This window comes from Microbacterium oleivorans (assembly GCF_023715745.1).
Lineage (GTDB): Bacteria > Actinomycetota > Actinomycetes > Actinomycetales > Microbacteriaceae > Microbacterium > Microbacterium oleivorans_D.
Genome location: NZ_JAMBOV010000001.1, coordinates 1,001,411 through 1,020,632, shown reverse-complemented (window position 1 = coordinate 1,020,632; position 19,222 = coordinate 1,001,411). Strand labels below are relative to the sequence as shown.

Sequence of the window (19,222 nt, the reverse complement as noted above, 5' to 3'; positions counted from 1 at the left end):
GGTGGGGGTCGGGGTGGGCGTCGCACCGGGCGAGGCGGTCGGCGCCGGAGCGGGTGACATCGTCGGCGTCGGGCTCGGCGTGGCGGTGGGCGAGGCGCTCGGCGACGGTGAGGCCGACGGCGTCGGAGTCGGCGGTGTGCCGGCGACGGCCGGCCCGGCGGTCAGGACGAGGACCGCGGTCAGCCACGCCGCGGTGAGGGTGGTGGTCCGCCGCACCATCGCACGGACCGGGGACGAATCACCGCGAGTCATGTGCCCACCGTAGGTGCCGGAGACCGCTCTCACCATGGGGGTGCGCGGCGAGGCGGCATCCGGGTATTTTGCACGGCCCTCCCGCGGACCGTGATCCACGCGGCGTCGTACCGTCGGATCATCACCGTGGAAGGACCAAGCCCGTGGACTTTCTGGACCCGCTCATCCTGGCTCGCCTGCAGTTCGGACTGACGACGCTCTACCACTACCTCTTCGTGCCGTTGACGCTCGGCATGGCCCTGACCGTGGCGATCTTCCAGACGATCTGGCACCGCACGGGTGACGTGAAGTGGCTGCACCTCACGCGTCTGTTCGGCAAGATCTTCCTCATCAACTTCGCGATGGGCGTCGTGACCGGCATCGTGCAGGAGTTCCAGTTCGGCATGAACTGGTCCGCCTACTCGCGTTTCGTCGGCGATGTCTTCGGTGCGCCGCTGGCCTTCGAGGGCCTCATGGCGTTCTTCTTCGAGGCGACCTTCATCGGCCTGTGGATCTTCGGGTGGGACAAGCTGCCGCGCCGCATCCACCTGCTGACCATCTGGGCGACGGCGTTCGGCTCCATCCTCTCGGCGTACTTCATCCTCACCGCCAACGCCTTCATGCAGAATCCGGTCGGCTACACGCTCAACCCCGAGACCGGCCGTGCCGAACTGACGGACTTCTTCGCGCTGCTCACCAACCCGGTCGCCCTCGCGGCGTTCCCGCACACGATCTTCTCGGCGTTCATGTTCGCCGCCGCCGTCATCATCGCCGTCGCCGCCTGGCACCTGCGCCGTGGACAGCACGTCGAGACGATGCGACCGGCCCTGCGCTACGGCATGTGGTTCATGATCATCTCGTTCGCCGGCACCGCCATCAGCGGCGACCAGCTCGGTCTCGTCATGGTCCAGACGCAGCCGATGAAGATGGCCGCCGCCGAGGCGCTGTACGAGAACGCGTGCGGGGCGGACGCATCCTTCTCGATCTTCTCGATCGGCACACCGGACGGCTCGCAGGAGATCTGGTCCCTGCGCGTGCCGTACCTGCTGTCGTTCCTGTCGACGCACACGCTCGACGGCTGCGTCGAAGGGCTCAACGATCTGCAGGATCTCTACACACAGAAGTTCGGTGCCGGCGTCGACTACCGTCCCGAGATCTGGGTGACCTACTGGTCGTTCCGCTGGATGATGGGATTCGGCGGGCTCGCGACCCTCATCTCCGTGGCCGGCCTCTGGGTCACCCGGAAGAAGGCGACGCGTCCCGTCGCCGGGTGGATGTGGCGCGTCGCGATCTGGTCGGCCCCGCTGCCCCTCTTCGGCAGCCTCGTGGGCTGGGTGTTCACCGAGATGGGCCGCCAGCCCTGGATCGTCTTCAGCCTCATGCTGACCGAGGACGGTGTGTCGCCCGGCGTGCCCGGGTGGACCGTGCTCATCTCCCTCCTCGCGTTCACAGCCATCTACGCGTCGCTCGCCGTCGTCGAGTTCCGCCTCATCCTGAAGGCCGCGCAGAAGGGGCCCGACCCGCTGCCCGGGCCCGACGACCCCGACCCGCGCGACCTGCCTGTCGATCAGACCCCCTCGACGGTTTACTAGGAGCCCGCCATGGATCTCGCCTACCTCTGGTTCTTCGTCGTCGGTGCCTTCTTCGTCGGCTACTTCGTGCTCGACGGATTCGACTTCGGCGTCGGGATGAGCCTGCCGTTCCTCGGCCGCGACGAGGTCTCCCGGCGCCAGGTGATCAACACCATCGGCCCGGTCTGGGACCTCAACGAGACGTGGGTCATCGTGGCGGGCGCCTGCCTGTTCGCAGCGTTCCCGGAATGGTACGCGACCCTCTTCAGCGGCTTCTATCTGCCGCTCCTGCTGATCCTGCTCGCGCTCATCCTGCGCGGCGTGTCGTTCGAGTACCGCCACCAGCGCGAGGGGCTGCGCTGGAAGCGCGGGTTCGACCGGATGATCGTCATCGGGTCGGTGGTTCCGGCCCTCCTCTGGGGCGTCGCCTTCGGCAACATCGTGCAGGGGGTGCCGATCGACGCCGACAAGGAGTTCACCGGGTCGCTGCTCACCCTCCTGAACCCCTACGGACTGTGGGTCGGGGTCACGACGCTGCTCCTCTTCTTCCTGCACGGCGTCTACTTCGTCGGGCTGAAGGCCGACGGACGCGTCCGCGACGACGCCCATGTCCTCGCCCGCCGGGTCGCGATCCCCACGATCGTGTTCGCCGCGGGGAGCGTGGTCTGGACCGCGGCCATCGCGATGGACCGCGGCGCCCCGGCACTGGCGGCCGTGATCGGATGCGGCGTCGCCGCCGCCCTCGCGCTCGTCGCCTCCGCGGTGGCCAACCTGCGGCGCCGGGACGGCTGGGCCTTCGGCCTCGGCGCCGTCACGATCGTGACGGCCGTCCTCACCCTGTGGTTCGCACTCTTCCCGTTCGTGATGCCGTCCTCGACCGACCCGGCGTTCTCGCTCACGATCGAGAACGCCTCGAGCAGCGACTACACCCTCGGCGTCATGACCTGGGCGGCGGTGATCTTCCTGCCCGGCATCCTCGCCTACCAGGCGTGGACCTATTGGGTCTTCCGCAAGCGCATCTCGCGGGCGCAGATCGAGAAGGCGGATGCCGCGGCCGCTCACTGAGCGGTCGGAGGAGGATCGATCCATGACCCCTGAGGTCGAACGGCGGCAGCCGCCCGTGGACCCGCGACTGTGGCGGTATGCGACGGCATCCCGCTCCTTCTTCGTCGTCATCGCCCTGCTCGCGCTGGCGCAGGCTGCGGTGGTCGTCGGGTTCGCGTTCCTGACGACCCGGGCCATCGTCGACGCGACGGCGGGGCGCGCCCTGTCCGGAACACTCCTCGCCCTCGCCGCCGTGGTCCTCCTCCGCTCGGCGCTCTCCCTCGCACGGGAAGGTGTCGCGGCACGCGCGTCGGCACGGGTGGAGTCCCAGCTGCGGACGGCCCTGCTCGACGGCATCACCCGCCTCGGTCCGGGCTGGACGGCGACGCGCAGCACGGCACAGCTCGCGCTCATCGCGGGCCGCGGCCTCCACGCCCTCGAGCCGTACGTGGGTCGCTACCTGCCGCAGCTCGTGCAGACCGCGATCGCCACTCCGGTGATCCTCGCCGTGATGTGGAGCGCCGACGCCGTCTCGGGACTCACGGTGCTGCTCACCCTTCCCCTGATCCCTATCTTCATGGTCCTCATCGGACTCGCGACCCGCACCGTCCAGCGACGGCAGTGGGACACGCTGAGCCGTCTCGCCACCCGCTTCTCGGAGACCGTGCAGGGGCTCGCGACACTCACCGTCTTCGGGCGCCAGCACCGTGCGTCCGACGCGATCGACCGTGTCACCGACGACTACCGTCGCGAGACGATGACGGTGCTGCGGGTGTCGTTCCTGTCCGGGTTCGCCCTGGAATTCCTCGCCTCGATCTCGGTCGCGATCGTCGCGGTCACCATCGGGTTCCGCCTGCTCGACGGATCGCTCACCCTCGGGGTCGGACTCTTCGTCCTCCTCCTCGCCCCCGAAGCGTTCCTGCCCCTGCGTCAGGTCGGCGTCCAGTTCCACGCGTCGAGCGAGGGGGTCGCCGCGACACGGGACGTCTTCGCCGTCCTCGACGAAGCCGCAGCGGTGAGCGGGTCCACCACCTCGGCGGCGCCGCTCGGAGACGCCCCGCACGAGCTGCGGATGGAGGCCGTCCGCGTGCGCGACCTGCCGCCGGTCGAGCTCGGTGCGCGCTCGGGCGAGATCGTCCTCATCGAGGGTCCGAGCGGATCGGGCAAGTCGAGCCTGCTCCACGCCCTCCTCGGTTCCGCTCCCGCCACGGGGCGCATCGAGCTCGACGGCACCGATGTGCGCACCCTCCCACCCTCCCGGTGGCTGGCCTGGGCGGGCCAGCGGCCCGGACTCGCTGCGGGCAGCGTCGCCTCGAATCTCTCGCTCGGCGACGCCGACATGCCGCGTGAGACGATCGCCGAGGCGCTGGCGCTCGTCGGTCTCGCCGACCTGGATCCCCAGCAGGTCCTCGGCGTCCAGGGGGCGGGCCTCTCGGGCGGACAGGCGCAGCGTGTCGCCGTCGCCCGGGCCCTCGCCCGCCACCTGCGCGGGCACGCGCCCGTCCTCGCCCTCGATGAACCGTCGGCGGCGCTGGACGCCGCGGCCGAGGAGCACCTGTGGCGATCGCTGCGCGCCATCGCGGATGCCGGGGCGCTGATCCTGCTCGTCTCGCACCGCGTGAGCGCCCGCGCGATCGCGGACCGCGTGGTTCGGCTGACCGCTACGGAGGTGCCGGTGTGACCACGACCCGGGAGGTTCTGCGGGCCGCCGTTCCGCCGCCGCGCCGGTTCTGGCCGGCTCTCGCCTCGGGCTTCCTCTCGGAGGCCTCGGCGGTCGCCCTGTTGGCGGTGAGCGGGTGGCTCATCGTGCGCGCGTCCGAGCAGCCCCTCGTCCTCTACATCACGACCGCCGTCGTCGGCGTGCGCGCCTTCGCCCTCTCGCGAGCCGCCTTCCGCTACACCGAGCGCCTCGCCGGGCACGACGCCGTGCTGCGTCAGCTCGCTCGCTCCCGCACCGACCTCGTGCGGCGCCTGCTCCCCCACGCCCCGGCGGGACTCGCCTCAGCGGGGCGCGGTGACACGTCGGCCGCGCTCGTCGACGACGTCGACGAGCTGCAGAACCTGCCTCTGCGCGTCCTCCTGCCGCTGGTGTCCTCGGCGACGGTCGCCGTGGGCGCCGTCGTGCTCGTCGCGGTGGTGTGGTGGCCGGCCGCGGTGGCCCTCGCCCTCTGTCTGATCGGCGCCGGGGTCGCGGCGACGGCCTGGGGGTGGGCGGCCGGAGCGCGCGCCGAGCGCGCCATCGCTCCGCTGCGTGCGAACCTGCGTGATGCGGTCCTCGACCATCTCTCGCGCCTCGACGTGCTCGTCGCCTACGGCGCGGAACGGGCGTCGCGTACCGCCGTGCAGGATGCCGACGCCGCTCTGCGCCGTGCACTGCTGCGGCGCACGACCGCACAGGCAGGAACCGCCGCCGTGGTATCGCTCGCCGCGGGCGCCGCGACGGTCCTCGCCCTCCTCGTCGCTGCTCCGGCCGCCGGGACAGGCGACCTCAGCGGTCCCGCCCTCGCCGTCGCCGTGCTCGTTCCGATGGCGGTGTTCGAGGTGTTCACCGCCGTTCCGCTGGCCGCCTCCGCATGGCGGCAGGTCCGGGCGTCGGCCGCCCGCGTCGCACAGGTCGTTCCGGCCGCGGTGCCGCCGGAGATCCCGGCGGCGGGGGCGCCGACGGCGCAGGCGCCGCCGCTGGGCGACGGTATCCGGCTGCGCGGGGTGACGGTCCGCTGGCCGGGCGCGGCACGCGACGCCCTCTCCGGCATCGACCTCGACGTGCACCCGGGCGAGCGGATCCACATCGTCGGCCCCAGCGGAGCGGGCAAGTCGACCCTCGCCCATGCGCTCGTCCGGTTCCTCTCCGTCGCGGGCGACTACACGGTCGGGGACCGCGCTGTGCAGGCCATCGCCCCCGACGACCTCCGGATGACCGTGGGGCTGTGCGAGCAGCATCCGATGCTCTTCGACGAGGACATCCGCCAGAACCTCCTCTTCGCGCGTGACACCGCATCCGACGACGAGCTCATCGCCGTCCTCGAGCGTGTCGGCCTCGGCGGATGGCTCCGCTCACGCGGCGGCCTGGACGCGCGGGTCGGCGAGCGCGGCGCGCTCGTCTCGGGCGGGCAGGCGCAGCGCATCTCCCTCGCCCGCGCCCTCCTGCGGGGCTTCCCCGTGCTGATCCTCGACGAGCCGACGGCCGGAGTCGACCCTGCCGCCGCAGACGCACTGCTCACGGACCTGCTCGGCGCTGTCGGCCCCTCGCAGGCGGTGGTGCTCATCTCGCACACCGACGTGCCGGCATCCCTCATCGACCGGACAGTCCGGATCGAGGACGGACGCGTCACCGCGGCGTGAGGTCGCTCAGGCGGTGGGCGCCTCGCGCTCGGCGGCGGCGGCGATGCGGTTCGCCATCCCCTTGAAGATGAAGCCGTGGAACGGCAGGACCGCGAACCAGTACAGGCGCCCCGCGAGGCCCTTGGGGAAGAAGACGGCACGCTGGTCGTACCGCGACCCTGATGCCTGGGGACGCGCGCGCAGCTCGAGCCAGGCGAGCCCCGGCACCTTCATCTCCGCGCGCAGGCGCAGAAGGCGCCCCTCTTCGACCGCCTCGACGCGCCAGAAGTCGATCGCGTCCCCCGCCGCGACCTTGCCGCGGCTGCGACGCCCGCGCTGCAGACCCACACCGCCGACGAGTCGGTCCATCCAGCCACGCACGGCCCAGAGGAACGGCGACGAATACCACCCGTTCTCGCCGCCGATGCCGACGATCACGCGCCACAGCTGCTCGGGGCTCGCCGACGTCGTCGCACTCTGCTCGTCCGTGAAGACGAGCCGTCCCGCCCACTCGGGGTCGCTCGGGAGCGGATCGCTCGGCACCGACGAGACCTCGGCGTCCTGCCAGCTCGTCTCCACCGCGTCGGCCTCGACCTTGCGCAGCGCGAGCCGCACCGCCTCGCGATAGGAGGTCAACCCGCCCTCGGGCCGTGGCAGCAGGTCGTCGACCGCGTGGTCGTCCATGATGCACTCGTTCTGCAGCGACGCGATGAGCGGACGCGCGATCGCCCGCGGGACGGGGGTGACGAGATTCACCCAGTGCGAGGCGAGACCCGGGGTGAGGACGGGCAGGGCGGCGATCGCCCGCTGGCGCAGCCCCGCCTCGACGGCGTACCCGTTCATCATCTGTCCGTAGCGGAGCACATCGGGCCCACCGATGTCGACGGCGCGGTTCACGTCGGGCGCGACCCGAGCCGCCGCGAGCAGGTAGTGCAGGACGTCGCGGACCGCGATCGGCTGGATGCGGTTGCGCACCCACTTCGGTGCGGGCATGTACGGGAGGACGTCGGTGAGGTGCCGGACCATCTCGAACGAAGCGGACCCCGATCCGATGACGACACCGGCCTGCAGGACCAGCGTCGGCACACCGCTGCGGAGAAGCACCTCGCCCACCGCAACGCGCGAGCGCAGGTGGGGGCTCAGATCCACGCCGGCCGGGTGAAGACCGCCCAGGTACACGATGCGACCGACGGATGCCTCGGCCGCCGCATCCGCCACGGTCTCCGCCGCGCGGAGGTCCTTCGTCTCGAAGTCGGCGCCGCCGCCCATGGAGTGGACGAGGTAGTAGAGCACATCGACGTCGTCGACCGCCCGCCCCACGGCATCCGCATCCTCCGCCGCCCCCTCGACGACCTCGACCTCGCTCCCCCAGACGAACGCCGCCAGTCGGGCCGGCGTGCGCACGAGGACCCGGACCCGGTAGCCAGCCGCCAGCAGACGCGGCACGAGCCGGCCGCCGAGGTACCCGGTCGCTCCGAGGACGAGCGCGCGCGGCGCCGACCCGTCCGTGCGGGGCTGGGCGACGAGGGCGGATTCGCGGCCGGTGGGGGCGGAGAGCTCGCTCATGTCGCCACGATAGACCGGCTGCGGGAGGGTGCGGCCCCCGCTCAGGGATCGGGTTTTGTCAAGGGACACACCCCCGGATGCGGCGGCCGGAACACCTGCGTACCGTGGAGAGATGGCCAGGTCATCCCGTCATCCGGTACACCCGTCCTCCGAAGCCCTCACCCGCTCGGCCGCCCCACCTCGCCTCGACGTGGACGACGTCGTGGTCGTCGACACGAGACGGGTGCGGACCGCCATCAGCGGCACCGTCGTCGGCAACTTCATGGAGTGGTTCGACTTCGGCATCTACGGCTATCTCGCCGTCACCATCTCGGTGGTCTTCGCCGATGACCTGCCCGCGCCCTGGAACCTGCTGGTCACCCTCCTCGGGTTCGCGATCTCCTTCCTCGTCCGCCCCATCGGCGGGCTCGTGCTCGGTCCCCTCGGCGACCGCATCGGGAGGCAGAAGGTCCTCTTCTTCACGATGGCGATGATGGCTGCCGCGACCGCGCTCATCGGCGTCCTCCCGACGAGCGCGCAGATCGGTCTCTGGGCGATCGTGCCCCTCTACGTCCTCAAGATGATCCAGGGCTTCTCGACGGGCGGCGAGTACGCCGGCGCCACGACATACGTCGCGGAGTTCTCCCCCGACAAGCGTCGAGGCTTCTGGTCGTCCTGGCTCGACCTCGGCTCGTACGTCGGCTTCGCCGCCGGCGCCTCCGTCGTCGCCCTGACGACGGTGATCACCGAGTCGGTGTGGGGCGAGACCGCGATGACCGATTTCGGCTGGCGCATCCCGTTCCTCGTCGCGATCCCGCTCGGCATCGTCGCGATCTGGTTCCGCCTCAGGATCCCCGAAACCCCCGCGTACGAGAACGCCGCCGAGACCGAGGGGGACGTGGACCGCGACGACCCGCTCGCACGCCACGGCATCGGCGGCATCCTCCGTCACCACTGGCGCGAGGTGCTGATCGGCATCGCGATCGTGGCGGCGACGAACACCGCCGGGTACGCCCTCACGAGCTACATGCCGACCTACCTCGAGAAGGAGGTCGGGGTCTCGAACCTGGGCGCCGCCGTCGCCACCGTCCCCGTGCTCATCGTCATGTCCGCCTGCCTGCCGTTCATCGGCACCCTCAGTGACCGCATCGGCCGGCGACCCGTCTACATGATCGCCGCCGGCTCGACAATCGTGCTCATGATCCCGGCCTTCGCCATCATGCAGATCGGCCAGGAGTGGGCGGTCTTCGTCGCCCTCGGGATGGTGGCGATCCCCGTCGCCTTCTACGTGGCGGTGTCGGCGTCGACGCTGCCCGCACTGTTCCCGACCGCCTCACGGTTCGGCGCGATGGCGATCGCCTACAACGTGTCGGTGTCGCTGTTCGGGGGCACCACGCCGCTGTTCAGTCAGGCGCTCATCGACGTCACGGGCAACACCTTCATGCCGGCGTTCTACATCATGTTCTTCGCCCTGCTCGGCGGCATCGCCCTGCTGTCGATGAAGGAGACCGCGAAGCGGCCGCTCCTGGGCTCGGTGCCCACCGTCGAGACGCGCGAGGAGGCGATCGAGGTCGTCGAGCGTCAGGACGAGGACCCGCTCATCGACACGTCGACGATGCCGATCCCGATGCACCGCTCATAGCGTGACGCCGTACGCGCGCGACCCGGCGGGCGACGGCAGCGGCGCGAGGCCGAGACGCGTGTAGAAGGCCATCGCCCCGGTGTTCTCCGCCGACGCCACGAGGTGCAGCCCCCGGACGCCCCGCTCGCGCAGGGCGGCGAACAGGGTCTCGATGAGGCGGCGCCCGGCCCCCTTGCCCTGCGCGAGCGGCAGCAGATCGATGTGCAGGTGCGCCGGAAACTCCGCGGCGTACCGCTCGGGCTTCTCGCCGCGACTGTAGGCGTAGAGGAGGGTGCCGTCCTGCCGGGTCACCTCTCGCTCGGGCTTGGGCCACCGGTGGAGGTGGCGCGGCCACCAGTCGTCGTGGAACCACCGCTCGAAGGCATCGGTGTCAGGGGCGGCGACGACGTATCCCGACACGGTGCCGTCCTCCTCCTCGACGACGAAGGCCAGATCGGGGTGGCGCTCGACGTAGGGCAGCACCCAGATGTGCGCCCAGATGGCGTCGTACTCGAAGATGCCCGTCGCGTCGCCACCGGCATCCGCGGTCCGCAGGCAGATCTCCGCCAGGGCGGGCTCGTCCCCCGGCCGGAAGGGCCGGATGCGGGATGCCGCGCTCATCGGCGGCCGTTCCCGAACACGCCGCGGATGACGCTGCCGATGATCGTCTGCGTCGTCTTGGATCCGAGGATCTGCTCGAGCGGCGAGGATTCGGCGCGACGCGAGGTCCGGGTCCTGCCCCCGCTGCTGCGCAGGATCCGGTCGTACTCGCGCTGCGCGTCGCGCTCGGCCTTCTCCTGCGCCTTGTCCATGGCGGCCTTCTGCTTCGCGTACTCCGCGTCGGCCTTCGCCTTGTCGGCGGCGGCCTTCGCGGCATCCGCTTCGGCGTCCGCGGCGGCCATCTTCGCGGCGAGGATCTCGCGCGCGGACTCGCGGTCGACCGGCGTGCCGTAGGTCGCCAGCAGCGGCGACGCCGCGACGGCGGCCTGCACGGCGGCGGCGGGAGTCGGGGACATGAGCCCCTGCGGTGCCCGCAGACGCGTCCACGCCACGGGTGTCGGTGCGCCGTTCTCGTTCATGACGGTGACGATGGCCTCGCCTGTGCCGAGTTCCTGCAGGACCCGCTCGAGGTCGTAACCCGACGTCGGATACGTCCCGACCGTCGCGCGCAGGGCTTTCGCGTCGTCGGGGGTGAAGGCGCGGAGGGCGTGCTGGATGCGGGAGCCGAGCTGCCCGAGCACGTCACCCGGTACGTCCTTCGGGGTCTGCGTCACGAAGAAGACGCCCACCCCCTTCGAACGGATGAGGCGGACGGTCTGGACGATCGCCGCGGTGAACGCCTTCGACGCGTCGCGGAACAGCAGATGCGCCTCGTCGAAGAAGAACACGAGCTTCGGCTTGTCGGCATCCCCCACCTCGGGGAGGATCTCGAACAATTCCGCCAGCAGGTACATGAGGAAGGTCGAGAACAGCTCGGGCTTGTCGGCGATGCCGGGCACCTCGAGGAGCGAGATGACCCCACGTCCGTCCGGAGCGGTGCGCAGGAAGTCGCGGACGTCGAACTCGGGCTCGCCGAAGAAGACGTCGGCACCGCCGTCCGCGAACGTGATCAGTTCGCGGAGGATGACCCCCGCCGTCGCCGAGGAGAGGCCGCCGAGCGTCTTCAGCTCGGTCTTGCCCGCGTCGCTGGTGAGGTGGGTGAGCACCGCCCGCAGGTCCGACAGGTCGACGAGCGGCAGTCCGTGCGCGTCGGCGTAGTGGAAGACGAGGCCCAGACTCGACTCCTGCGTCTCGTTCAGCCCGAGCACGCGGCTCAGCAGCAGCGGGCCGAATCCGGTGACGGTCGCGCGGACGGGGACGCCGGTGCCGATCCCGCCGAGTGCGAAGTACTCCGTGACGGATGCCGCGGGCTCCCACGCCTGCCCGATCGCCTCGGTGCGGGCCAACAGCTTCGGAGTGGACTCGCCCGCCGTGGCGACCCCCGTCAGGTCGCCCTTGATGTCCGCGGCGAAGACCGGGACGCCTTTGGCGGCCAACTGTTCGGCGAGCCCCTGCAGAGTGCGGGTCTTCCCCGTGCCGGTGGCCCCGGCGACGAGTCCGTGACGGTTGGTCATCGCCAGCGGGATCCGGATCTGCGCCTCTCGGACAGGGTCGCCGTTGACGAGCGCACCGAGGTCGAGGGTCGCCTCCTCGAACCTGTAGCCCGCTACGATCCGCGCGACCTCGTCGGCATCGAGGGGACCGCTCGCGGACTCCGGGGCCGCCGGGGCGGCGTCGGCGACGGGCTCCGTCGACGCGGCGGGCCTCGCCGGTTCGACGGGCTCGGTCGACGCAGCGGGCTCGGGTGCCGCGACGGAGTCCGTCGGCGCGGCATCCGTCTGCGTCCGCGCTGCCGCCGCGCGGGCGGCGGCCAGTGCCGCCTGCGCCTTCGCGAGCTTCAGCTCCGCCTCTGCGGCGGCGGCCTCTGCCTCGAGACGGGCGAGTTCGGCGGCGGCTTCCTCGGCGCTCATGCCGCTCAGCCTAGCGAGAGCCGGCGCTCGCGTTCGCGGACGACCGGGATCGTCAGAGTCGCGGCGACGAGGAGCGTCGTGGCGACCCCCAGCACCGTCCCACCCAGCGTGTCGGTCAGCCAGTGCGCGTGAACCTGGGTGCGACTGAACGCCATGAGCAGCGTCCACGCGAGTCCGACGACGACCACCCAGACGCGGGGGAAGAGGATGACCGCGACGGTGGCGATCACGGCGGCGTTCGCCGTGTGACCGGACGGGAACGACCCGTGGTCGGAGATGACGAGCATCTCCTCGGGGCGGACCCGACTGAACAGCCCCTTGAGGAACTGCACGACGAGGGCGCCGGCGATGGACGCCGCGAGGAAGAAGACGGCACCCCAGGGCCGCCGGAACAGGAACAGGAGCGCCGCGCCCGCCAGGGGCACGACGTACGTGCCGATGACCCCGGCGCCCAGGACGTTCATCAGCAGCGCGACGGGACGGATGCCGGGCAGGAACGTCGCCACGTAGCTGTTCCACCACGCGTCGAGGTCGATCAGCTCGGAGTCCGTCGACTCGACGGCGATCCCGGTCGCCACAGCCGCGACGAGGAGGATGGCGCCGATGACCGCGAGGCGCAGACCGATGCTGATCTCATGTTCGTGCGTGGGGACCGTCATCGCCCCATCCTGGCCGACATCGTCGTCCCGGACGCACCCCTTGCGCGCGCGGGACTCCATGCCTCCCACGTCACGAGACGCTATGAAACCCGCTCCCCCGGGGCTCGTGCAGATGCAGGCGAATAAGATCTTCGGGAGCGCGCCCGCGCCCATTCATCCCGACCGACGAGGCCACCCCCATGACCCCGAACGATCCCACCGGCAAGCGGACCAGCGGCAACCCCGCGACGCAGGCGCAGCTGAACCTCACCGTGAAGCAGCAGCGCGAGCAGCAGAAGCAGCAGAAGCTCGCCGAGTATCAGCGGCAGCTCGCCAAGCGCCGCCGCACGAAGACCACCTGGTGGATCGTCGGCGCCACCGCCGCCGTCGTGATCGTGGGCCTCGTGGTCGCCTCGGTCGTCCTCACTCCCCGCCCGGTGACCGTCGCGCGCGGTGACGGCGACGGCTCGGGCATCTCGGGTGTGCAGACCTTCGAGCACACCGCGAACCACGTCGAGGGCGCCGTCGACTACGAGCAGACGCCTCCCGCCGGCGGCGACCACAACGCGGTGTGGCTGAACTGCGGCGTCTACGATCAGCCCGTCCCGAACGAGAACGCCGTCCACGCCCTCGAGCACGGCGCCGTCTGGATCACCTACGACCCGGCTCAGGTCGACCAGGCCGGTATCGACGCCCTCGACGCACAGCTGCCGTCGGACTACACGATCCTCTCGCCCTACGAGGACATGGATACCCCGATCGCCGTCAGCGCATGGAACGCCCAGCTCAAGGTCGACTCCCCGGACGACGAGCGCATCGGCGAGTTCATCAAGGCCTACTGGCGCAACGTCAACGGTCCCGAGCCGGGTGCCGCGTGCACCGGCGCCCTGGACGCACCCGGCAAGCAGTGACCGACAGCACCGTCGGCGACGAGCCGGGCGTCGGGCGCACCCTCCCGCCCTGGTGGGTCGTGGTGCTCGTGGGCCTCGCCATCGCCGCGGTGGCGTTCGCGATCGGTCGCTTCTCGACGTTCGGCATCGCCGGCTCGACCCCGGGTGAGGGCTCCGCGGATGCTGGTTTCGCCCGCGACATGCAGATGCACCACGCGCAGGCCGTCGACATGGCGATGACCATCTACGCCGAGACCGAGGACGACGAGCTCCGCGCCCTCGCGTACGACATCGCGACCGGGCAGTCGTCGCAGCGCGGCGAGATGCTGGACTGGCTGGTCCGATGGGGGCTGCCGCAGTACGACGATCAGCCGATGGCCTGGATGGCGGCATCCGATTCCGCCGGCCACGCCCACGGCGGCAGTGACGGCGAGCCGCTGTCCGACGAGGAGGTCCGCGAGCAGATGGGCATGGCCTCGGATGCCGAGTTGACCGCGCTCAAGACGGCCACCGGTCAGGAGGCGGACTGCTCGTTCCTCACTCTGATGATCCGCCACCACCGGGGTGCGATACCGATGGCGGAGGCCGCGGTCGACCTCGCCTCGGACGAGCGCGTCCGCACGGTCGCCGAGACCATGATCAAGGGGCAGACGTTCGAGATCCAGGCGATGACCTCGATGCAGGAGCGCCTCGGCTGCGGCGGCTGACACGCAGACATACGAAGAGGGGGATGCCGGTGACCACCGGCATCCCCCTCTTCGTCGTTCGGGGCTCAGCCCTTCGTCGCGCCCGCGAGCAGGCCGCGCACGAAGAAGCGCTGCAGTGCGAAGAACACGATCAGCGGCACGATGATCGAGATGAACGTACCGGCCGACTGCAGGAACCAGCGGTTGCCCCAGGTTCCCGACAGCGAGTTCAGCGCCTGGGTGATGGGCAGGGCGCCGGGCGAGGCGAAGATCGTCGCGACCAGCAGGTCGTTCCAGACCCACAGGAACTGGAAGATCGCGAACGAGGCGATCGCCGGAGCGGCCAGCGGCAGGATGATCCGGAAGAACACCTGACCGTGACCGGCGCCGTCCACGCGGGCCGCCTCGATGACCTCACCCGGGATCTCCGCGATGAAATTGTGCAGCATGAACGTCGCCAGCGGCAGCGCGAAGATCGCGTGCGCGATCCAGACGCGGGCGAAGCTGTACTGCACGTCGTTGAGACCGAAGCCGGGGAAGATCGGCACCTCGTTGATCGTGAGGCCCTCCGAGAAGAGCGAGAGCAGCGGCACGAGCGCCATCTGCAGGGGCACGATCTGCAGGGCGAACACGAAGACGAACAGCGCGCTCCGCCCCTTGAAGTCGATCCACGCGAACGCGTAGGCCGCCAGAGCCGCCATGACGATCGGGAACACCGTCGCGGGGATCGTGATCGCGAGGGAGTTCACGAACGCCGCGGCCAAGGTGGTGGAGGTGCCGCCCGAGTTCAGCGCCTCGAAGTAGTTGTCGAGGGTGAAGTCGGGGTTCGTGAACACCGTCCACCATCCGGTCGACTGGGTGTCGGCTCCGGGTCGGAACGAGGTGACGAAGAGGCCGAACGTCGGGATCGTCCAGAAGATGGCGATGATCACGGCCGCGATCGTCGCACCCTTCGAGGTCAGCTTCCTGTGGGCGATCGCCTCGTTCTTGCGGGTGTCGCGCGCGACCTGACGGGCCGTGCGGTTGTCGACCGGTGTGGTGGGTGCTGCGACGGTCATCAGCGGATCTCCCTCTGCTTGGCCATCGATCGGGCGTTGTAGATGATCAGCGGCAGGACGAACAGGAACAGGACGACGGCCAGGGCCGAGGAGTGCCCGTAGCTCTGGAACCGCTGCTGCTGGTTGACCATCTCGAAGCCGAGGACGGTCGTCTCATCGCGACCGCCGGTCATGACGGCGACGATGTCGTACACCTTCAGCGAGGCGATCGTGATGGTCGTGAGCACGACGATCAGCGACGAGCGGATGCCGGGGACCGTGACGTTGCGGAACCGCTGCCACGCGTTCGTGCCGTCCAGCTGCGCCGCCTCCATCTGCTCGACGGGCACCGCCTTGATGGCCGCCGACAGGATCACCATCGCGAAGCCGGTCTGCGTCCAGATGAAGACGACGAGAAGCATGAGCGTGTTGATGACCGGCTTGATGGCCAGCCACTGCACCGGGTCGCCTCCGAAGGCCGTGACGATGGCGTTCAGCAGGCCGACCTGGTCGCCCTGGCGCGCGTCGTACATGAACTTCCAGATGATGCCGGCGCCGACGAACGAGATCGCGACGGGCATGAACACGAGCACCTTCAGGATCTTCTCGCCGCGGGCGCGGTCGATGAAGACGGCGTACGCGAGGCCGATCACGACCGAGATCGTGGGGGCCAGGAGCGCCCACAGCAGGGTGTTGACCACCGACGCCGTGCCGGTCGGGTTGGTGAACACCCAGATGTAGTTCTCGAGGCCGACGAACTGGTCGCCCGACTTGTCGAAGAACGACTTGAAGATCGTCGAGATGGCCGGGTAGATGAGGCCGAGGATCAGCATGATGCTGGCCGGGGCCATGAAGAGGATGAGCTGGAACAGATAGCCGGCGCCCTGCCGGGAACGGAAGTCGGCGAAGAACAGCAGTCCACCGACCAGCAGAGCGATCGCGACGACGTAGACCACCGCGTTCGCGTAGGGGCGCAGCAGCAGGAAGGCCAGCAGCGGGATGAGCAGGCAGGCCGCCAGCCGCATGATGAAGTAGCCGCGGCCGGGGCGCGGGGCGAACTCGATCAGGACGAGGATGATCCCGACGACGATGCCGAAGACCACCAGGATGACGGGGATCTGGACGAGCGGGTTCAGTCCGCCGAGCCAGAGGAAGAAGCTGTTGAGCGAGAACCCGATCGTGATGCGCGAGGATTCCTCGCTGGACGCCGTGAAGGCCAGCAGGAGTGCGACGGCGACGATCAGGACGAACCCGACGGCGACGACGATGCGGGTGACCGCGCGCCCCTTCGGGTCGGTGGCATGGGTGGTGACGGGAGGTTCGGTGTCGACGGGCCTGTCGACGGTCGTCTGCGACATAGGTGTCCCCTTCTGAGTACAGCGACGTACCGGGCGGAGTGGATGGGAGAAGCGGCCGGGCGTCTCAGCCCGGCCCCGCTCGGCTCAACCGATCGTCACGAGACGATCAGTTCTCGTAACCGGCCTGGATGTCGGAGAGCACCGTGTCGGTGTCCTTGCCGTCGATCCAGTCGACCATGCCCTTCCAGAACGAGCCCGAGCCCACCGTGGAGGGCATCAGGTCGGAGGCGTCGAAGCGGAAGACCGTCGACTCGTCCTGGAGCGTCGTCATCGCTTCCTTGAGGAACTCGCTGGAGGCGAGGTCGGGGTTGGCGTTCTTGTTGGCGGAGATGACACCACCGAGCTCGACACGAGCGTCGGCGAACTCGGGGGAAGCCATGAACTCCAGCACCTTCTGGGTGGACTCGTCGTCCGAGAAGCCGGCGACGAACTCGCCGCCACCCTCGACCTGGAGCTCGCCCTCGGTGTAGCCCGGCATGATGAATGCGTAGACATCGCCTTCGGGCGCGACCTCGGGGGTCTGGCCGTCCGCGGTCTGCACGTCGAGGAAGTTCGCCGACAGGAACGACGCCTGGTGGGTGAGCGCGCAGTCGCCGCTCGCGACCGCCGCGGCCACGTCACCGAAGGCCGTCGAGTTGATGCTCTTGACGTCGCCGTAGCCGGCGTTGACGTAGTCGGGGTTGAGAAGGATGTCGCCGACCGCGTCGAACGCGTCCTTGATCTGCGGGTCGGTGAACTTCACGTCACCGGCGACCCACTGGTCGTACACGTCGGGTCCGGACTGGCGCAGGACGAGGTCCTCGATCCAGTCGGTGCCCGGCCATCCCGAGGCCGCGTCGGAGGCGAATCCGGCGCACCACGCGGGTCCGCCGGTGGTCTCGACGATCTTGTCGGTCAGGGCGATCATCTCGTCCCACGTCTTGGGGACTTCGACACCCCACTCGGCGAACTGCTTCGGGGAGTACCAGACGTATCCCTTCAGGTTCGCGAGCATGGGAGCCGCGTAGAACTCGTCGTCGAACGTGCCGTAGTTCTTCCAGTCGGGCGACCAGTTCTCGTCGACCGCGCTCTCGACGGCGTCGGATGCCGGGAGCACCTTGCCGGTGTCGACGAGCGTCTTCAGCAGACCGGGCTGCGGAACGATCGCGATGTCCGGGGCGTCGCCGCCCGTGACCTTCGTGACGATGTTTCCTTCGAACGACTTGTCGCCGGTGTACTCGACCGTGATGCCGGTGTCGGCGGTGAACTTCTCGAACGACTTGTTGAGGGCGTCGGCCTCACCGCCGGTGATGCCTCCGGCGATGCGGACGGTCGTCTTCGCCTCGCCGCCCGTGCCGCCCTCGCCCTCGGTGCCACCTTCTGCACACCCGGCCAGCACCAGTGCTGCGGCGCCCAGGAGGGCGACCGGGGCAAGAAGACGGTATCGCTGTGACAATGCCATGTACTTCTCCTCTTTCGGGATCATCGTCCACCCAGAGGAGCCTTGGCCGCATCCTTGGGGAACCGATTCCAGGACAACCTACTGTTCCACGGGCCGCGACACAACAGCGAAATATCAAGGTTCTGCAACCATTAGAGTGTCGCGGGTCCGACTCCGTGGGATCGCTCTCACGGCTCGAGGCCGGAACCGGTTCCGAATTGCCCGCTCAGGCACTACGCTGAGTGCTCGACCGAGGGGGACGGTCGGACGGGGTCGAGGAGGACCGATGAGCACCATCGCCGACGTCGCACGTGAGGCCGGCGTATCGAAGGCGACGGCCAGTCGTGCCCTGACGGGCAGCACCCAGGTATCGGCCGACGCGCGCCGGCGTGTGCACGAAGCGGCCAACCGGCTCGGCTACACGCCGTCCACCAGTGCCGTCAGTCTCGCGACGGGGCGCACCCGCAACGTCGGTGTCGTGATGCCCCACGTCAATCGGTGGTTCTTCGCCGAGGTGCTCGAGGGCATCCAGGAAGCCCTGTTGGAACGGGGACTGGACCTCACGCTGTACGACGCGGACCCGGGCAGCCAGACCCGCCGCCGCGTGTTCGACGAGTTCCTCACCCGCAAGAGGTTCGACGGGCTCATCGCCGTCGGCCTGGAACCGGCCGAGAGCGAACTGGACACCCTCCTCTCCCTCAGCCGGCCGGTCGTGAGCGTCATCGGTACCGAGCGCAGCACGAGCGTGGTGACCCTCGACGATCCGCACGCGGCCGCCCTGGCGACGGCGCACCTCGTCTCACTGGGACACCGGCGCATCGCCTTCCTCGGAGGGACGTCGGCGTCGCTGTGGCCGCACGTGGAGTCCGCCCGCTACGAGGGCTACGAACGCGAGATGCGCGAGTCCGGCCTCGCCGACCACATCACCCGCACCCCCGCCGAACTGACGATGTCGGCCGGGTACGCCGCGGCGGTCGATCTGCTCAGCGACCCCGCGCAGCGACCGACCGGGCTGGTCGCCGCGTGCGACGAGGTCGCCATCGGCGCCATCATCGCGGCGCGTCGTCTCGGCATCCTCGTCCCATCCGATCTCAGCGTCATCGGCATCGATGATCACGAGAACGCCGAGATGTTCGCGCTCACGACACTGCGACAGGTGCCCCGGGAGCAGGGCGCGACGGCCGTGGAGCTGCTCATGCGCCACATCGAGGACCCGACCGCCGAGCCGACGAGCGTCATCATCCGCCCTCGGCTGGTCGTCCGGAACTCGACGTCCACGCCCACCGGCGCCTCGAGCGCCGCGGTGCGCGACGCCGCCTGGTCTTGAGGCCAGGCATCCCTCGGAAACGG

Annotated in this window: 16 protein-coding genes; 8 read left to right on the top strand and 8 right to left on the bottom strand. The window is 69.9% G+C overall.

Annotated features, from left to right (window positions below):
* A partial coding sequence (locus M3190_RS04780) for a hypothetical protein (protein WP_251578942.1) occupies positions 1-187 on the bottom strand: 187 nt, incomplete at its 3' end.
* A gap of 208 nt (positions 188-395) precedes the next feature.
* Between M3190_RS04780 and M3190_RS04775 the strand changes: the two genes are divergently transcribed.
* Genes M3190_RS04775 through cydC form a run of 4 tightly spaced genes read left to right on the top strand, consistent with a single transcriptional unit; the run spans position 396 to position 6,188 of the window.
* Positions 396-1,823, top strand: coding sequence for a cytochrome ubiquinol oxidase subunit I (locus M3190_RS04775; protein ID WP_251578940.1), 1,428 nt, complete (start codon positions 396-398; stop codon positions 1,821-1,823).
* Between the two features lie 9 nt (positions 1,824-1,832).
* On the top strand, positions 1,833-2,867 hold the full coding sequence (gene cydB / locus M3190_RS04770; protein ID WP_251578938.1) for a cytochrome d ubiquinol oxidase subunit II: 1,035 nt from the start codon (positions 1,833-1,835) through the stop codon (positions 2,865-2,867).
* 22 nt (positions 2,868-2,889) lie between these two features.
* Positions 2,890-4,527, top strand: coding sequence for a thiol reductant ABC exporter subunit CydD (gene cydD, locus M3190_RS04765; protein ID WP_251578936.1), 1,638 nt, complete (start codon positions 2,890-2,892; stop codon positions 4,525-4,527).
* Positions 4,524-6,188, top strand: a complete 1,665-nt coding sequence (cydC, locus tag M3190_RS04760; protein WP_251578927.1) for a thiol reductant ABC exporter subunit CydC — start codon at positions 4,524-4,526, stop codon at positions 6,186-6,188. The genes cydD and cydC overlap by 4 nt, the downstream gene beginning before the upstream one ends.
* Positions 6,189-6,194: 6 nt before the next feature.
* Here cydC and M3190_RS04755 read toward each other — a convergent pair whose 3' ends face one another.
* The gene (locus tag M3190_RS04755; RefSeq protein WP_251578918.1) at positions 6,195-7,733 is read right to left on the bottom strand and encodes an SDR family oxidoreductase; all 1,539 of its coding nucleotides are present in this window, start codon (positions 7,731-7,733) and stop codon (positions 6,195-6,197) included.
* A 190-nt stretch (positions 7,734-7,923) separates the two neighbouring features.
* Between M3190_RS04755 and M3190_RS04750 the strand changes: the two genes are divergently transcribed.
* Positions 7,924-9,354 carry an MFS transporter gene (locus M3190_RS04750; protein WP_251579004.1) on the top strand — a complete coding sequence of 477 codons (1,431 nt, stop codon included), beginning with the start codon at positions 7,924-7,926 and terminating at the stop codon, positions 9,352-9,354.
* On the opposite strand, the gene M3190_RS04745 is transcribed toward M3190_RS04750, so the two are convergent.
* The 3 genes from M3190_RS04745 to M3190_RS04735 are packed head-to-tail and all read right to left on the bottom strand — an operon-like array spanning position 9,349 to position 12,502.
* Positions 9,349-9,954: a GNAT family N-acetyltransferase gene (locus M3190_RS04745; protein ID WP_251578916.1), complete on the bottom strand. Its 606-nt coding sequence runs from the start codon at positions 9,952-9,954 to the stop codon at positions 9,349-9,351. The genes M3190_RS04750 and M3190_RS04745 overlap by 6 nt on opposite strands.
* A complete protein-coding gene (locus M3190_RS04740) occupies positions 9,951-11,843 on the bottom strand; it encodes a helicase HerA-like domain-containing protein (RefSeq protein WP_251578914.1) in 1,893 nt (630 codons plus the stop codon). Before M3190_RS04740 ends, M3190_RS04745 begins: the two co-directional genes overlap by 4 nt.
* Positions 11,844-11,848: 5 nt before the next feature.
* A complete protein-coding gene (locus M3190_RS04735) occupies positions 11,849-12,502 on the bottom strand; it encodes a phosphatase PAP2 family protein (RefSeq protein ID WP_251578912.1) in 654 nt (217 codons plus the stop codon).
* A gap of 179 nt (positions 12,503-12,681) precedes the next feature.
* On the opposite strand from M3190_RS04735, the gene M3190_RS04730 reads away from it, so the two are divergent.
* Both M3190_RS04730 and M3190_RS04725 read left to right on the top strand, forming a co-directional pair.
* A complete protein-coding gene (locus M3190_RS04730) occupies positions 12,682-13,392 on the top strand; it encodes a DUF3105 domain-containing protein (RefSeq protein WP_251578906.1) in 711 nt (236 codons plus the stop codon).
* Positions 13,389-14,078 carry a DUF305 domain-containing protein gene (locus M3190_RS04725; protein ID WP_251578904.1) on the top strand — a complete coding sequence of 230 codons (690 nt, stop codon included), beginning with the start codon at positions 13,389-13,391 and terminating at the stop codon, positions 14,076-14,078. Before M3190_RS04730 ends, M3190_RS04725 begins: the two co-directional genes overlap by 4 nt.
* A 65-nt stretch (positions 14,079-14,143) precedes the next feature.
* Here the strand turns inward: M3190_RS04725 and M3190_RS04720 are convergent, their stop codons facing one another.
* The 3 genes from M3190_RS04720 to M3190_RS04710 form a co-directional block, all read right to left on the bottom strand.
* Positions 14,144-15,115, bottom strand: a complete 972-nt coding sequence (locus M3190_RS04720) for a carbohydrate ABC transporter permease (RefSeq protein ID WP_251578902.1) — start codon at positions 15,113-15,115, stop codon at positions 14,144-14,146.
* Positions 15,115-16,452, bottom strand: coding sequence for a carbohydrate ABC transporter permease (locus tag M3190_RS04715; protein ID WP_251578900.1), 1,338 nt, complete (start codon positions 16,450-16,452; stop codon positions 15,115-15,117). The genes M3190_RS04720 and M3190_RS04715 overlap by 1 nt, the downstream gene beginning before the upstream one ends.
* A gap of 106 nt (positions 16,453-16,558) precedes the next feature.
* The gene (locus M3190_RS04710; RefSeq protein WP_251578898.1) at positions 16,559-17,893 is read right to left on the bottom strand and encodes an ABC transporter substrate-binding protein; all 1,335 of its coding nucleotides are present in this window, start codon (positions 17,891-17,893) and stop codon (positions 16,559-16,561) included.
* A 265-nt stretch (positions 17,894-18,158) separates the two neighbouring features.
* On the opposite strand from M3190_RS04710, the gene M3190_RS04705 reads away from it, so the two are divergent.
* Positions 18,159-19,199, top strand: a complete 1,041-nt coding sequence (locus M3190_RS04705; protein WP_251578889.1) for a LacI family DNA-binding transcriptional regulator — start codon at positions 18,159-18,161, stop codon at positions 19,197-19,199.
* Positions 19,200-19,222: the final 23 nt, after the last annotated feature.

What these genes read in the sequence shown, in the direction of transcription:
- M3190_RS04735 (WP_251578912.1), bottom strand. Translation starts at nt 12,502, where the DNA reads ATGACGGTCCCCACGCACGAACATGAGATCAGCATCGGTCTGCGCCTC.
- M3190_RS04705 (WP_251578889.1), top strand. Translation starts at nt 18,159, where the DNA reads ATGAGCACCATCGCCGACGTCGCACGTGAGGCCGGCGTATCGAAGGCG.
- M3190_RS04720 (WP_251578902.1), bottom strand. Translation starts at nt 15,115, where the DNA reads ATGACCGTCGCAGCACCCACCACACCGGTCGACAACCGCACGGCCCGT.
- M3190_RS04740 (WP_251578914.1), bottom strand. Translation starts at nt 11,843, where the DNA reads ATGAGCGCCGAGGAAGCCGCCGCCGAACTCGCCCGTCTCGAGGCAGAG.
- M3190_RS04755 (WP_251578918.1), bottom strand. Translation starts at nt 7,733, where the DNA reads ATGAGCGAGCTCTCCGCCCCCACCGGCCGCGAATCCGCCCTCGTCGCC.
- M3190_RS04710 (WP_251578898.1), bottom strand. Translation starts at nt 17,893, where the DNA reads ATGGCATTGTCACAGCGATACCGTCTTCTTGCCCCGGTCGCCCTCCTG.
- M3190_RS04745 (WP_251578916.1), bottom strand. Translation starts at nt 9,954, where the DNA reads ATGAGCGCGGCATCCCGCATCCGGCCCTTCCGGCCGGGGGACGAGCCC.
- M3190_RS04715 (WP_251578900.1), bottom strand. Translation starts at nt 16,452, where the DNA reads ATGTCGCAGACGACCGTCGACAGGCCCGTCGACACCGAACCTCCCGTC.
- M3190_RS04730 (WP_251578906.1), top strand. Translation starts at nt 12,682, where the DNA reads ATGACCCCGAACGATCCCACCGGCAAGCGGACCAGCGGCAACCCCGCG.
- cydD (WP_251578936.1), top strand. Translation starts at nt 2,890, where the DNA reads ATGACCCCTGAGGTCGAACGGCGGCAGCCGCCCGTGGACCCGCGACTG.
- cydB (WP_251578938.1), top strand. Translation starts at nt 1,833, where the DNA reads ATGGATCTCGCCTACCTCTGGTTCTTCGTCGTCGGTGCCTTCTTCGTC.